At 35.8% G+C, this 15,602-nt stretch carries 9 protein-coding genes; 2 read left to right on the top strand and 7 right to left on the bottom strand.

Features of this window, described 5'->3' with window-relative positions:
• Position 1: 1 nt before the first annotated feature.
• The 3 genes from JFU20_RS02245 to JFU20_RS30655 are packed head-to-tail and all read right to left on the bottom strand — an operon-like array spanning position 2 to position 5,989.
• Positions 2 to 4,558, bottom strand: coding sequence for a non-ribosomal peptide synthetase (locus JFU20_RS02245; RefSeq protein ID WP_201038274.1), 4,557 nt, complete (start codon positions 4,556 to 4,558; stop codon positions 2 to 4).
• Positions 4,559 to 4,572: 14 nt separating this feature from the next.
• The gene (locus JFU20_RS02240; protein WP_078205050.1) at positions 4,573 to 5,835 is read right to left on the bottom strand and encodes an MFS transporter; all 1,263 of its coding nucleotides are present in this window, start codon (positions 5,833 to 5,835) and stop codon (positions 4,573 to 4,575) included.
• Between the two features lie 22 nt (positions 5,836 to 5,857).
• On the bottom strand, positions 5,858 to 5,989 hold the full coding sequence (locus tag JFU20_RS30655; protein ID WP_078205049.1) for a DnaB-like helicase N-terminal domain-containing protein: 132 nt from the start codon (positions 5,987 to 5,989) through the stop codon (positions 5,858 to 5,860).
• Positions 5,990 to 6,538: 549 nt separating this feature from the next.
• Here JFU20_RS30655 and JFU20_RS02230 point away from each other — a divergent pair.
• Complete coding sequence (locus tag JFU20_RS02230) at positions 6,539 to 7,711, top strand: serine hydrolase domain-containing protein (RefSeq protein ID WP_201038273.1); 1,173 nt, start codon at positions 6,539 to 6,541, stop codon at positions 7,709 to 7,711.
• A gap of 838 nt (positions 7,712 to 8,549) precedes the next feature.
• Here the strand turns inward: JFU20_RS02230 and JFU20_RS02225 are convergent.
• Both JFU20_RS02225 and JFU20_RS30035 read right to left on the bottom strand, forming a co-directional pair.
• On the bottom strand, positions 8,550 to 9,242 hold the full coding sequence (locus JFU20_RS02225) for an IS6 family transposase (RefSeq protein WP_078205933.1): 693 nt from the start codon (positions 9,240 to 9,242) through the stop codon (positions 8,550 to 8,552).
• A 184-nt stretch (positions 9,243 to 9,426) separates the two neighbouring features.
• The gene (locus JFU20_RS30035) at positions 9,427 to 9,630 is read right to left on the bottom strand and encodes a hypothetical protein (protein ID WP_080448057.1); all 204 of its coding nucleotides are present in this window, start codon (positions 9,628 to 9,630) and stop codon (positions 9,427 to 9,429) included.
• A 797-nt stretch (positions 9,631 to 10,427) separates the two neighbouring features.
• Between JFU20_RS30035 and JFU20_RS02220 the strand changes: the two genes are divergently transcribed.
• Positions 10,428 to 10,766 carry a hypothetical protein gene (locus JFU20_RS02220; protein ID WP_078205932.1) on the top strand — a complete coding sequence of 113 codons (339 nt, stop codon included), beginning with the start codon at positions 10,428 to 10,430 and terminating at the stop codon, positions 10,764 to 10,766.
• Positions 10,767 to 10,993: 227 nt separating this feature from the next.
• Here JFU20_RS02220 and JFU20_RS02215 read toward each other — a convergent pair whose 3' ends face one another.
• Complete coding sequence (locus JFU20_RS02215; RefSeq protein WP_078205930.1) at positions 10,994 to 13,240, bottom strand: putative mucin/carbohydrate-binding domain-containing protein; 2,247 nt, start codon at positions 13,238 to 13,240, stop codon at positions 10,994 to 10,996.
• Between the two features lie 238 nt (positions 13,241 to 13,478).
• A complete protein-coding gene (locus JFU20_RS02210; protein WP_201038272.1) occupies positions 13,479 to 15,470 on the bottom strand; it encodes a DUF3472 domain-containing protein in 1,992 nt (663 codons plus the stop codon).
• Positions 15,471 to 15,602: the final 132 nt, after the last annotated feature.

Genomic DNA, 15,602 nt, shown 5'->3' with positions numbered 1-15,602 from the left:
TTTACACCCTCTTCTTTGTTAATTTAAGTAATACTTTGCTCAAGCTTTCTTCCGTAAGATCCTCAGCATCAGCAAAATCTGATACTGTAAAAGCTGACTCTGTTGTTGGTTTATTTATAAGTTGACGAAGATGCCTCAACATACCATCTGCTATCGCTTGAATTTTTAATCTAGAAAACTGTTCTCTACTATATATCCAAACAAAATGTAACTTCTCATCTTTTACCATACCGATAACCTCAATTAGATGAGATGGCTTGGAATCTGGAGCATGATCTAAAAATGTAAACCCTGTCTCTTGCATAAACAAAGATTCTTTTGAAAACACTTGATCAAATTGGCCCAAATAGTTAAAGCTTATTGAAGGCTTTTGCTGATAAAACGGAAGTAATTCTTTTTTCAAGTAACGTAAAATACCATAATCAACTCCGCGATTCGGAATTTGACGCAATTGATCTTTTACAGCCTTTAATCCTTCAATAGGTGTTTTAGTTCCTTGAAAATTCAGATGAACAGGATAAATACTCGTGAACCAGCCCACTGTCCGTGATAGATCAATACCTTCAACCATCTCTTCTCTCCCGTGTCCTTCTAGATGAATAGAAACCGTTTGCTGATTTGTAAAATCGACGATAGCTTGTCCTAATGCCGCCAATAGTACCTCATTTATCCTTGTCTTATGAGTCACTGGAACTTCTTGTAACAATGCATGTGTTTCTTCTACTCCTAAAGTCCTCGTCACTTGATCAATCGATTCTTCTGTTGTTTCTTGCATTGGATAGTCCATTGGAATTTTCATCGTTTCTTTTTCTACCCGTTCATTCCAATAATCTTGTACTTCTTTTGAAATACCCGAATCACTGTATGCCTGCAGGCGTTCCGACCACTCTTTAAAAGATGTACTTTTCGCAGGTAGGCGAACTCCTTGACCTTGTTTCATCTGGTTATATACCACCTGTAAATCTTCCAATAGAATTCTCCACGATACTCCATCTACTACTAAATGATGAATCACCCAGAATATTCGATCATTTCCAGACAAGGTGTCCTCAAAGTAAACTACTCTCATTAACGGACCTGTAACTAAATTGAAACTAGTTTGAGTAATGTTCATCTCTTCTTGTATTACTTTATTCCACGCTTGTTGATTAGCTTTGTTCCGTTTTACCACATGAAGTACAGAATGCTCATCAGTCCCTTCATTTCTCTGCCTCCACGTTCCATTTGGTAACTGTTCGTACCGGAAACGTAAAGCATCATGATGTTTTAGTAAGTTTAAGATCGCTCCTTCTAGTAACTTCACGTCCAATCTCTCTTTTACTCTTAAAAGCATTGATTGATTCCAATGCTCCGGACGTGAATGTTCTTGCTCGAAGAACCAGTACTGAATTGGAGTAAGGGGCACTTCTCCTGTCACAATTCCCTGCTCCGCTTGCACTCCCTGCGTTTCTATAGCCACTTGTGCCAACTCGGCAATGGTTGGGCATTCAAACATTTGCTTTGGAGTAAGTTTTAACCCCACTTGACTTGCTTGAGATATGATTTGAATACTGAGAATCGAGTCACCACCAATTTCAAAGAAATTATCATAGATTCCCACCTTTTTAACACCTAACACATGCTTCCAGATGGTAGCCAGTATCTGTTCGTTACTATTCCGAGGGGCAACAGCTTCACTTTTAATCTGCCTTTCCTCCGGCACAGGTAAGGCCTCACGATCAACTTTACCGTTAGCTGTAAGTGGAATAGCTTCCATCGTCACAAATCCCGAAGGGACCATATAGCTCGGTAGTTTCGCTTTAAGGTACTCTCTCCACGCACCTACATTTCCATCTCCTACAACATATGCTACTAATCGTTTATCACCCGGTTGATCTTCTCTTACAATTACAACTGCCTCTTTTATAGATACATATGCATTTAAAGTAGACTCAATCTCCCCAATCTCAATTCGGAAACCACGTATTTTAACCTGATGATCAATTCTTCCACGATAATCCAGATTCCCATCCGGCAAATACCTCGCTAAGTCTCCTGTCCGGTATAATCTTGCTTTCGAATCACTACTAAATGGATGAGATATAAAGTGCTCTGCTGTTAATTCAGGTCTATTTAAATACCCACGTGCAAGCCCTGCCCCGCCAATATAAAGCTCACCATCTACACCTATAGGAACAGGTTGTTGATAGGCGTCTAGTATATACACTTCTAAATCTGGAATTCGTTTTCCGATATTACTTCTTGAAGCATGCTGCACATCATCTAGAGTAATTGGATAATATGTAACATGAACTGTAGTTTCTGTAATTCCATACATGTTAATTAACTGCGGTTCTTTCTCACCATACCTTTGAAACCATGGTAACAAGCTAATAGGTTCTAACGCTTCTCCACCAAATATCACATAACGCAGCTGCAAGTTTTTATTCTCATCTTCTTGTTCACACACCTGTATTAATTGTCGAAATGCGGAAGGCGTCTGATTTAGAACCGTGACTTCTTCCTCTACCAATAGTTGATAGAAATCCTTAGGCGATCGACTAATCCAGTAAGGAACAACAACCAGTTTTCCACCATACAATAATGCTCCCCAAATTTCCCATACTGAGAAATCAAATGCATAAGAATGAAAAAGCGTCCAAGTATCTTTTTCATTAAACTGATACCAACATTCCGTTGATTTAAATAAACGAATAACATTGTGATGCTCTACCATGACGCCCTTCGGATTCCCTGTTGATCCCGAAGTATAGATTACGTAAGCTAGGTGTTGAGGATTTACATTAGAAATCGGTAAAGTCTTACTTTCTTGCTCAATCTCATCTCGATCACGATCCAGGCAAATCGATTTAATATTTTCTGGTAACCATTTCAATTCTTTTAAACTTTCTTGCGTTACGAATAACTGAATGCCAGCATCCTCTAAAATATATTGAAGTCGCTGCTCTGGATATGTTGGATCAAGTGGAACATAGGCTCCACCAGCCTTCAAAATCCCTAAAATACCTACAATCATTTCTAGAGAACGTTCAACACACAGCCCAACTAAAGTATCAGGTCCTACTCCTTTTTTCTGCAGATAATGAGCTAACTGATTTGCACGTTCATTTAGCTCCCTATAAGTAACTTTTCCTTTTTCATACGTAACTGCAATAGAATTTGGATAAATCATCGCTTGCTGTTCAAACAATTCATGAATAGTTACTTGAGCTGGAAAATCAAGCTTAGGATTGTTGAACTCTACTAAACTTTTTCTTTTATCTTCTTCTGAAATAATTTCAATCTCAGAAACCTTTTGCTTTGGGTTTTTAAATGTATTTTCTATTATTGCTAACATGGTTTTAAAAAAGCGGTTTATCTCTTCTTTAGAAAATAGCTCTTTACGATAGTCAATATGTACTTGTAAAGAGTCTATATCAGTCAAATTCTCAATATGTACTGCAAAATCTTGCATTTCTTCACCATTTGGAATCCAAAGTGAGTCACCACTTTCATCACGATCTCTATAATCAATCGTAGTTCCGAAAAGTCTAACATTGCTGTTATTCTCTTTATTAATCTGCTTTAATAACAAATCAAATGGGTATTTCTGATGTCGTAATGATTTACTTTGTTTTCTGGACACCCTACCAATAAATGAAAGTACTTCTTCTTCTGGATCCATATCCATTCTTAGAGGAACCGTACTCACCATCATCCCAATTAATTCCCGTTCCATTTTAGTCATACGATTGCCATAAGCCATTCCTAATGCAATATCAAGCGATGAGGTCCACCGATACATAGACAATGAGAAAGCAGCAACAAAAAGAGAATATACACTTAATTTATAATCTTCAGAAAATATCTCTATCTTTTTCTTCAAATGCTCCGATAATATAAACGTTTCACGTGATGCTTTGGTACTAACTTGGTACGTATTATAAGGCTTCAATCCCGTCACAGATGGAATTGTTTTAAATTCTTCTAACCAGAATTTTTGATCTTTTTGAAAGCGAATACTATTCAAGTATGTTTGTTCATTGGCCAGAAATTGAACATATGAATTTCTAATTTCGCCTTCCTCAGTCTCGTTATGCATCTCATAATAATATTTTGCAATCTGACTGGTAAATATTTGGATTGATAAACCATCCATGATAATATGATGAACATTCCCAAAGACTGCACATTCATTATCGTTTAATTTTATTAAAGCGAAATAGTATAAATCTGAATTAAATAATGTAAACGTTTCTTTTGTTTTCTGCTCAATCCATTTCTCAAGCAAATCTGAATCCTCCACGGAACTGAAATCGAAAAACTCAAATTCTTGTTCTTCATGTTTAATAAAATATTGTTCAGGTTCCTGATGCCCATTTTCTTTTAATCTGATGCAAAGACCATCATTTTCACTAATAACACGATTCACAACTCGATTTAATTTTGAATAATCCATTTTTCTATGAAGTTTAAACAAAAACCTTAAATTACATATCCCTTTACCGGAATGAATAACTTCTGTATACCATATTCTCCTCTGTGGATGACTTAACGGATAACATTCCTCATTGGCCATAAAAAATCTTCCCTTCAAAAATTATTTACTCTTACAGGTTCTTGTTTATGTGTAACCCATAAATATTTCTGTAGTGCAACCCCAATTACTGCAATGATGATGAGCCCAATACCCACATAAAAATAGAGTTCAATTACTCCGAAGAAGTGAACCAGTGGACCGCTCATAGCAGGAGAAATAATGAGGGCTGCATTTGCTAAACTGCTTTGAATCCCAAATACTCTTCCGACCTGTTCTTGATGAGATTCTATTTGTAGAATGACTTGATTGGATACAAACATAAGTCCACTTCCAATACCAGCTATAAAACTGATCAGATAGGCAAAAATGAGGGATGCATCAGGACTTATCAGAGTTATCAGACTGATCCCTCCAAAGCCAATTCCCATTAAAGCAATACCTCCACATATTATCCAACCATATTGAAAATGTTTTAATTTCTGAGTTAAGAATGCGCCAATTATTCCCCCAAGACCAATAATAGAAATGATGTATCCCATTTTACTCTTATCATTTGGGAACAAGCTCTTAAATAAAGTAGGGAACTGTGAGTCTACTAATTGTAATACTGCCATAGCTATTGTAAAGAAAATCATGGTTGATAATATCATCCGATTGGATAATACATAACCCCAGCCTTGTAACCAAGCAGTCCAAGTACTTTGCTGTTTCTTTTCTATATGTTCTCTTGACAGAGATTCCTGTAACCTTATTGTGGGCAACAGAACCAAAGCAGCTAGTAAACAGCATATTGCCCTTATAATCAGACAAAACTCTGGCTGAAACCAGCTCAGCAACATTCCTCCTATAAGTGGGCCCAGTATCTTGGTTCCTTGCTCAACTATCCCATTGATACTTACTGCTTTGGTAAGCAGATCAGGAGAAACAATCTGTCGTGTTAGTGTTTGCTGTGCAGGATAGTAAAAAACGGTGAAAATGGAACGAACCATTAATGCTAACAAAAGCCAATGAATATTTTGGACAAATAAAAGAACAATTGTTAATAAACCAACCATTAGATTACAAAACATCATAATTGGAATTTTTCTAAAGCGATCAGCAATCACGCCTGCCCATGAACTAAATATAATCCCAGGAAGTGCATACGCAACAGGAATTAATCCAATCATGATGGGGTCTACTTCCCATTCAAAACTAACAATGGTCATAATGGCTAACATGTCAATAAATACTCCGAGCATAAGCAGTGAATATGCAGAGAAAACTTGTAAATAAATTGTATTTCCCCATAGACTTTTTGATTCGGTAGTTTTCATAAAAACGAGCTCCTTAAGTTTACTAAATAGGGACGATAGAAACTAATTGGGTGGAATAAGAGACTTCTCCCGCCTCTTCAACCCTATTCTTTTTTTGCAGTTCGTTTGTGATGGTAATGAAATCAATAGCTTGCTTAGACTTTCTCACAGACACTAACGCTCTAAAAGTGAGATATTGACTAACAATTAAATCATAACACTCCTATTAATGGGATTATTTTCTAAAAATAATATAGAAAACAATGAATATTCCGATTATTTTTTCTGAAAACCAGAAATATTTCTATAAAACAACTAAATTAAGATTAAATCGTATCGCAGATTTTAAATAATATTAATAAATAGAATCTATTTTGAACGTAAGAAATTTGTAAGGAATGGGTAAGGAAAAAGAGAGTTTCATTGTATAGGATAAAAATATTACGAGGCGTGAAAGGCGGAACAGATATGACTTATATATGAAAAACAAACTAGTAACAAAAGTGTTTCAAGGAAAAGAAGTAATTTCTGTGGTTTACAAACATGTGGAAAAAGAGAGATTTACCGTTTGTTAGGGCAGAATGGCGTTGGTAAAATAATACTTATGAAGATGATTACAAATTCAATGTTGACCTTTTGTAATCGGTGAAGATGATAGCTGTGTGGTTAGTATGAAACAGCAAGCAACCACCTATACAATATGAATAGAGGAGAGGAATGCCTTATGAAAACACGTAGTCAAATTACATTTGCAAGTCTTGCCATTTTAATAGCTGGGAGTTCCCTGTTATACACAACACCAACATCAATTGTAACAGCAGAGTCCACTGAAAATGTATCTAGTTCCTCACACACAAGCACTCAACGAGATCGTAATTCCGTCAAACAAGCAATGCGAGATACATTGCATCTTGGATTCCCGGGGATACTTGTTAAAACCTATGAGGGTGGAAAAACGTGGGGTTATGCCGCTGGGGTAGCGAATCTGAGCACCAAGAAACCAATGAAAACAGATTTTCGCTTTCGTATTGCCAGCGTAACGAAGACGTTCACCGCAACGGTTGTACTTCAATTAGCTGGAGAGAATCGCCTGAATCTAGACGATTCCATCGAAAAATGGTTGCCTGGTGTTATTCAAGGAAACGGATATGATGCTAAACAGATTACTATCCGGCAGATATTGAACCATACAAGTGGTATCGCTGAATACTCAAGGACAAAAGAAGCTGATTTTTTTAAGAATAGAAATAAATCGTTTACTGCTGAAGATCTAGTGAAGTTGGGACTTTCGCTGCCCCCAGACTTTGCCCCAGGAAAGGGCTGGTCTTATTCAAACACAGGATACGTATTACTGGGTATCCTTATCGAAAAAGTAACTGGAAACAGCTATGCGGAAGAGATTGAAAATCGAATTATTGAACCACTTGAATTGTCAAATACATTTCTACCTGGCAATTCAAGCGTTATTCCAGGCACCAACCATGCCCGTGGATATTTCCAACCAGACGGAGCAAGTGAGCTAAAAGACATTACGTATTATAATCCAAGTATAGGTAGCTCGGCTGGAGATATGATTTCTACTGCTGACGACTTAAACAAATTCTTCTCTTACTTACTCAGTGGTAAATTACTGAAGGAACAGCAACTAAAACAAATGCTTACTACAGTTCCTACAGGAAGTGCTGAAATCGTCGGATATGGTCTTGGAATCTATGAAACTAGGCTTCCAAACGGTGTCTCGATATGGGGGCACTCAGGTGGCATTCCAGGGTTTAGTACTTTTGCTGGAGGTACACTTGGAGGTAAGCATACGTTAGCTGTCAATTTTAACAGTTTAGGAAAAGCTGACAATCCTGATCCTTTTAAAAATATTTTACTTGCTGAATTTAGCAAGTAGGAAAAAAGGAAAAATTTATCGTAGTTTTCATAGTTAAAAATATACTTTTCTGGTTCAAGAGCCCTAATTTATTTTCAAGAAAAATTTGGGGCTTTTTTTTGTTTTGGTGGCGTTTATTCTTCTTAAGTTGATGGATGTACGGTGCTACCCCATGCCCATCAACTTAAGAAGTTGGTTGTTCCCCAAAATGAAAAAATGAATTGAACTTTCATAAATAACTGTAGGGATATAAAATTTTCGTTTTGGGGGTTATTTCAAAATCTTAGGTTGATGGGTATGTGGTAGGGCCCTGTATTTGACTCTTTTTCTACACCTAGATATTCTAGTGTTCGTTCTAACACAAGTGCAGCCTGTTGATGTGTGAGTGTGCCATGTTGGTTAAACTTAGTAGCCGAAACACCTCGGATAATTCCTGCATCGTATAGGGCTTGTACATCATAATGCCGGCTGCGAACGTATTTACACCGAGAAGATGAGTGGGGCAAAAGATGATTGCCCAGAACTGGTATGCTAGCTGTTCTTGCAGAGTTTGAGCGTGATATTATTCGTGGAAAGCCTCTTCGTAAAGATCATACGTAAATACAAACAAAACCAGCAAAACACCTCTTCTGTGTCGTACTGGTTTTGTTGAAGTCCATCTAGAATTGTAGCTAGTTCAACGTGATTGCAAATTCCGAGTTCGGCGCGCCAGCAAATACAACCGTTCCGTTCTTCGGCAGTTTTACTTTGTTATTGCCGCTCACAACGGTAAAATTGACACATACTCCCTTCTCATGATTCTGGTGCAAAAATAAAATATAGGAGAATAAAGCACATATATTCCTAACGGAATCGTATCTTATGCTGCAAGTCCAAACAATTGATGGATGAATTCTTTCTGATTTTGGACAGACTGGTCCCGTAAATCAAGCTGCTCTTTTTTAATCATATGCATGGCTTCTACTCCAGAAAGAACGGATGTAGCTGTGTCAAACATAGAACGGATTCGCTTCTTTATAAAGCGATGATCTTGTTCTACTATGTTATTCAAGTACTTTTGTTGTCTAAATTGCATACCATCAGGTATTCTTTTTTCTTTTTTCAACTGTTCAATTGCTATAGGATAAGCCGGGTTCTTATCGACTGTTATAACACGTGGCTTTGAAACATGAAAAGACCGCAAAGCTTTCTTGAAAAAGCGCTTTGCAGCCTTCTGGTCTCTTGTTTTGTTTAGGAAAAAATCAATTGTGTTTCCTTTCGAATCAACAGCACGATACAGATACATCCATTGACCTTTTACTTTGATATATGTTTCATCGACTCTCCAAGAGTCATTTGTTTGTTTGAGGTGACGGCGGATTCGTTTGTCCAATTCAGGACCATACTGATGAACCCAACGCATAATCGTTGTATGAGAAATGGATAAACCCCGTTCTTCTAGCATTTCCACCAAATCACGAAAACTGAGGTTGTACCGTAGGTACCATCTTACCGTTAACAAAATAATATCAGGCTGATAATGCTTCCATTTGAATACATTTTCCTTTTCCATACCAATCACGCACCCTTTTTAAAGTCATAGTAACAGTATGTCCAAGATTTATAGATTCATTGCAATTGTCCTTAAGTTTTTGCACCAGAACCAACGAACGCGTTTTGAGAGAGTATCTCCATGTTTTAAATACCTTCGTTGCCTTAAAGAAGCTGTTCTTTATTCAAGAATAGCTTCTGGTTGTTTAATAATTTTTATCCAAGAACAAAAGTAGATAACTACCTGCACAAAGAAAAAATGCAACTCGGGTTATGATATAAATTGAAAATTCAAATGAAGTTAGTATTCTTTCTCTCTTAATCTTTTTAAAATGCCTGTAATAATAAAATGAACATAAGAGTAGTATTATTGCTGATAATTGGAATGTATTTTCCAATAGATTAACCAAAAAATCAACTCTCACAATGACGGTAGAATATGTCCTATTACAATAATCCACTCGTAAAATCCTGCTTATTTCTAATCTAGTCCTAAAATAAGCACAATATAATAAAACAAATGAAATTACAAATATTGTTCGTTTAGACCAGATCTTAAGTATTAGGGCGATTATCCCTAAAATTAAACTGCTAATGCTTAAGGCTAATTCGATGTATGCAACCGCATATATACTAAACTGCTGCGAAAATAAACTTTTGAATAGAAGTTTACTTTCCAATAATCATTAAAACGGACGTATACGTCATATGTATCAAGCCTTTCTTTTTTGGTGTAAAAATTGTTTTATCACATTAAGAGCATCCTACACAAGGATTCTCTTAATGTGATAAGGAGTTAGATATGAGTGAATAAGGAACAACGTAGGGTTGTCCCTATACTTGTCCTTATCAAAAGGTGACATAATAACAGCACTCGTTTCCGCGGGTACTTTGGTAAAAAAGGGATTAGATGAAATATAACTTGTTTTATACTATATGCTTGTCTCCTTTAAAGTGTGAAAATGAAAAAGAGCACTCTCCTTAAGTGCTCTCTCGCAAAGAATATCGGTAATTATATTTGCAACCGTTCTATATAAGTGTATGCCTCTGAATTATCTTTATGTCTGAAATTGTTATTATATAATCCATTACGGCAGGTGATATTTCGTATAAAAAAGAGCAACCATACATCACTTGCTCTCATACTGTTTACTTTTAATATATATTATTATATTTTAGTAAACAAAACTACTAAAGGAGGAAATCTATGATTAACGCAATAGGTATAGCTTTCATTATTTCCTACGATTTGGCTAATACAGATAGTTTTCAAATCGAACAAAGTAATGCGCTTATTGAATCCATCAGTTCTCGAAAAATGATAAATAATGAAGGAAAGCCTGTATTAGAAATAGCATGTAAATATAACATTCTAATGAATGAAGATACTGAATGCATAACTATTAATGATTACACAGGAAAGATATCACCTTTTCTTCGTTCAATAGTAGGACCAGGTCTTGTCATAACTGAAAATTATTATTTAAACCATGTTGATAAGCCCACTAAGCATATAAAAGAAATTATAAAGGAACTTTTAGAATAATAAGGGCAACCATGCATTCGGTGCCCTTTCGTCAAATGTCTATGTTATTACTATAAATCATTTTTTCAATAGGTAACATTCACGGAACCCAACATTGGAAAACCACTTTATTTTATTGGCTGTAATTTCCGTTTTGGAGGCACTTCAAAATGTTAGCTTAATGGGAATGAGGGAAACCCCATAATTACCCTCAACATTTGGGCGTAGTTTCAATATATATTAGACCCCTATGTTAGTGGCTTCCATAATGCCAAAGCGAATATCCAATTTGAGTCACCATTTCCTTGATGATTTTGAACAGCTTCATACACTTTCCCTTGATGTTCTACTTTGTCGCCCTTTGTATATGCCTTCCTCGGATCCCATTTTTCATAAGATACATTTTGATCTTTTGTTTTTATCAGAAGAATGTTACTTTGATTTGATGTATTTCCAGCTGTATCTACAGCCTTCACTGCATATTTATATTCCTTATTAACTTTTAGGTTTTGATCAGTAAACGTCGTTCCTTGTACCGTTTGAATCAATTGTCCATCACGTAATACCTGATATTCTTTTACACCTACATTATCTGAAGAAGGATTCCAATTTAGCTCTACACTGTTAGAAGTAACATTGCTTGCATATAATCCTTGTGGCTGTGTTGGAGCCTCTGTATCTGGCTTAGGATTAACAATTTGATTTACTTTCTTCAGGCCATCCTTTGTAACCTCATACATTACCTTTTTATCAAAGCTTTCGTGCTTATTATTATCTAAATTTATTAACGTTGCTCTCTCTTCACCTTCTAGGTGTGTAAGTTCAATAAAATCGCCCACTTTTACTGGGACTGTTTTTGATTCAGCATTTTGCTGTTTATTCCCATAAACCTCTTTGTTATAGACCAATTTACCTGATGTGTTTTGCACTTTAATACTTGCATATGTGCCATCAAAGTAATGGTGTGGTACACCTGCTTTTAGGTCAATTTGCATTTCTTCTGTTGATTTATTTAAATTTACTTTTGCGAATTCAAAATCTCCAATCCCTTTCAGTGACCATGAAAACTGTTTTCCTTCCAAGATATCATCTGTATTTGGTACATGGCTTTTTATTTGAGTAAGAAGATCCATCATCGGTCGCGGTTCATTCGCAAAAACAGAAATGATACTGTTATTTAATTCTTTCCACTCAGCATCTGTTACATTTGGATTTTGTAACATAAGAGAAACGTAATCTTTCCATACTAAAAAATTGATTGGTAAAATATTGGTGGATATTTTATAAATTGCAATTTTATTATCTGCTGAAGTGATCGCTTTCGCTAACCAGCGTAATCGCTCTGATTGATCTAGTTTTACTGGGTCACGTTCAGCATTTTCAAATAGTAGCATATACGGTACTTGATTTGTCGGGCTATTATCTGACCAAGGAATAACAGTTGCATCATGACGGCTCGATTCACCCCATCCGGATATATCATTTCCTAAATTCCAAGAAGATGGTTTGTTATTCCATATGAGTGCACAATGTCCAGGTTGTCCAACAGGCATAGCTGCCACTCCAAAGGCTTGGCTTACTTGCGTACCAAACTTCGAAATATTACCGCATACCCCGCCAAATCTGTAAATGGAAGAAAGATTCCAACCTAAACCGTAGAATGCATCATTTCCAGCGTGAATGCTAACTCCATCTTTGTTATGGGTTACATAATTAATCAAATATGCACTTTCCCCTACCTTATCTTGATTTTTAAGTTCTGGATGTTCCGTATTAATCATATTCCTTGCCCAAGTTAAATCTTCTTCTGGTGACCAAGTATTCACTACTAACCTTAAATGCCAAACATCATATGTTCTAAAGCAAGGAAGTAACTCATTATTTTGATCTGCTGATTTATAATGTTGGTACCTTGTTAATGGATTAATAGGTTGATTGTTTGTCCAATATTTTATAGGTTCAGCATGAGCTAACGATGTAGCTATCGCTAGTTTTAAATACAATCCTTCGTGAGAATTTGCATCCGCATTCCAGATTGTATTCCATATCTCAAGTGCATTTACAGGATTTTTTCCAGTTGGACTACCACCTTCAAGATAGGTATTCATGACACCTGTATTTTTCATAGCCCAGCCAAGAAATTTCTGATGGTTAGCATCTTTTTTAGCAAATGTAGCCATTGTTGCAGCACCTGTTTGTGATATGAATTGCCACTGAGCCAAAGCTGCTGCAAATACTGGGTCTGCAAGCTTCTTTTTCAAGTTCTCTTCAGTCATACCCCCAACATTTCCATTCAAATATGCTGTGAGATTATTCAAATGAGCTTCAAAATTACCATTTGTAATTGCTTGATCCGTCTGTTGGTTCAATGTTTCTAAAGTGAATGTTTCTTGATTGAATGATATTGTTTCGGCTGAAACCTTTGTATGCGGAATCGTAGCAATACTTCCTAAAATAATCGGCATTGTTAATAATAAAGATGAAATCCTTTTCAAAATAATTCCCCCTTTTTTGTTTTTGACCTTTGACTGCTGCATGATTCTCGTTTATATAAAATAATTTCCATACTTAAAGGCATGAGGAATTAAACAGCCAACATGAATATAATTTGGTAGTTTCCTAACCTTTCGCAACTGGCTGACATAGTGGAATGCACCTTAGTCCCTATAACTTTCACTAATTTTACCTTTATCGAATTTCATTTTATAACGTGGTATTCCCACGCCCATCAACTTAAAAATTCAAAGTAAGTGGTTTCCATAACGATAAGGCAAATATCCAATTCGGATCACCATTTCCTTGATGATTTTGAACAGCTTCATACACTTTCCCTTGATGTTCTACTTTGTCGCCCTTTGTATATGCCTTCCTCGGATCCCATTTTTCATAAGATACATTTTGATCTTTTGTTTTTATCAGAAGAATGTTACTTTGATTTGATGTATTCCCAGCTGCATCTACAGCCTTCACTGCATATTTATATTCCTTGTTAGCTGTTAAGTTTTGATCAGTAAACATCGTTCCTTGTACCGTTTGAATTAGTTGTCCATCACGTAATACCTGATATTCTTTTACACCTACATTATCTGTAGAAGAATTCCATTTTAGCTCTACACTGTTAGAAGTAACGTTACTTGCATATAATCCTTGTGGTTGTGTGGGAGCTTCTGTATCTGGTTTCGGATTAACAATTTTATCTACTTTCTTCAATCCCTCTTTTGTAATCTCATAGACCGCTTTATTCCCAAAACTTTCCCGAATGTTCTTTTCCATATTTGTAATAGTAGCTCGGTTCGCTCCTTCTAAATGTGTGAATTCGATAAAATCGCCTACTTTTACCGGAACTTTGGCTTGCTCAGCATTTTGTTGCTTATTTCCATAAATCTCTTTGTTATATACTACTTTACCTGATGTGTTTTGCACTTTAATACTTGCATATGTACTATCAAAGTAGTTATGTGGTACACCTGCTTTTAAATCAATTTGCATTTCTTCTGTTGATTTATTTAAATTTACTTTCGCAAATTCAAAATCTCCAATCCCTTTTAGCGACCATGCAAATTCGTTACCTTCTAAAATGTTTGGAGATTCATTTTTGATTTGTACCTTTTTCTCAACAGTTTGATCAAATAAATCTGTTAATATAATTTTTGCATAAGCATTTGTAGATAATAGTATAGATTGACTAATCTCACTTTGATAAGATTTAATATTATCAATTATCTCGATTGGTTGTCCTGTCATATTTTCATCATTATAAATTTCAATTTTACCTTTAAATTGTGGTGTGCTATTTTCTTTTAGTTTCCAGGATACATTTAATTTTTCATTTTCATAATATATAGATTGTATATCAAAATCTAGTTTTCCTATTTCAGGTTGAGTAGGTTGATTTAGTGTGAATATTTTTCCTGTTCCAATGGTAGATTGAGTATTACCTCCTGCTTTGACCCATACATATTCTGAAGTCGCTCCTCCATCATATTGATAAGAAGTATCATGCTGTCCAGAAATACTTTGATTATTCCAAGAATTCCATTGTTTATCTAATAACTTTCGACTATAACCATTTTTTAGGCGTGCTTCTCGAACATCCTGTCCATTACCAGCCCAGTCTTCTTGAAACATTCCTAATCCATGATTAAATGCAACATTAGCAACCGGAAAGTCCATAATTGCAATTAGATGCCATTTATTCTTTGTTACATCTTTCATCCATTGTCCAAATTTAGTATGACCATTTTCTTGCCATGAACGCATTGTCATTCTGTACCAATTGTGGTCTTTCCAACCATAAGTTGTTTGAACCTTCAGTCCTGTTCCTTCTCCTCCAAAGAGTCCAGCTTGTGAATTCGGAGATAAGTATTCGGCCTTTATTGCTTCTTTAGAGGCAATTGGATCCCATAAGGCAAAATGTAAAGTACGCTTTCCTTTTTCATCAGACCCACTTTGTTGTTGAAAACCAGCATATCCTCCAGCTTCACCACCTGCATTCCAGTTGTGTACAGCCCAATACGTATAAGGTGCAGTCTGAACTGGTGACCAGTCTATACTAATAATATCTGAGGAAGCTGTATTTTGTGGACTCACATAAACTGAAGGAGCAGCTGAACGTGTTACTGCTTTAGTGTGCGAAATAGACGTTCCAAACATAGAAAACATGCTACATGCTGCGGTAATTATAATAACTTTATTAAATCTTTTTTTCGTTTTCTGACTAATCACTAATCTACTTCCTTTTCTAATTTTTATTATTAAATAATAACTTAGTAGAGAAATCTATCAAAATTCAAGCAACATCCAGTAATTCTTTAAAATACTGCCCCAATCTATGATGTTCTATATTCACATCTGATT

It is taken from the genome of Bacillus sp. TH30 (assembly GCF_016650875.1).
GTDB classification, from domain to species: Bacteria; Bacillota; Bacilli; order Bacillales; family Bacillaceae_G; genus Bacillus_A; species Bacillus_A mycoides.
This window is presented reverse-complemented; position numbering and strand designations above follow the sequence as displayed.

Excerpts from the sequence above, each read along its gene's own strand:
- JFU20_RS02245 (WP_201038274.1), bottom strand. The coding sequence starts at position 4,558 with ATGGCCAATGAGGAATGTTATCCGTTAAGTCATCCACAGAGGAGAATA.
- JFU20_RS02240 (WP_078205050.1), bottom strand. The coding sequence starts at position 5,835 with ATGAAAACTACCGAATCAAAAAGTCTATGGGGAAATACAATTTATTTA.
- JFU20_RS02230 (WP_201038273.1), top strand. The coding sequence starts at position 6,539 with ATGAAAACACGTAGTCAAATTACATTTGCAAGTCTTGCCATTTTAATA.
- JFU20_RS02225 (WP_078205933.1), bottom strand. The coding sequence starts at position 9,242 with ATGGAAAAGGAAAATGTATTCAAATGGAAGCATTATCAGCCTGATATT.
- JFU20_RS02220 (WP_078205932.1), top strand. The coding sequence starts at position 10,428 with ATGATTAACGCAATAGGTATAGCTTTCATTATTTCCTACGATTTGGCT.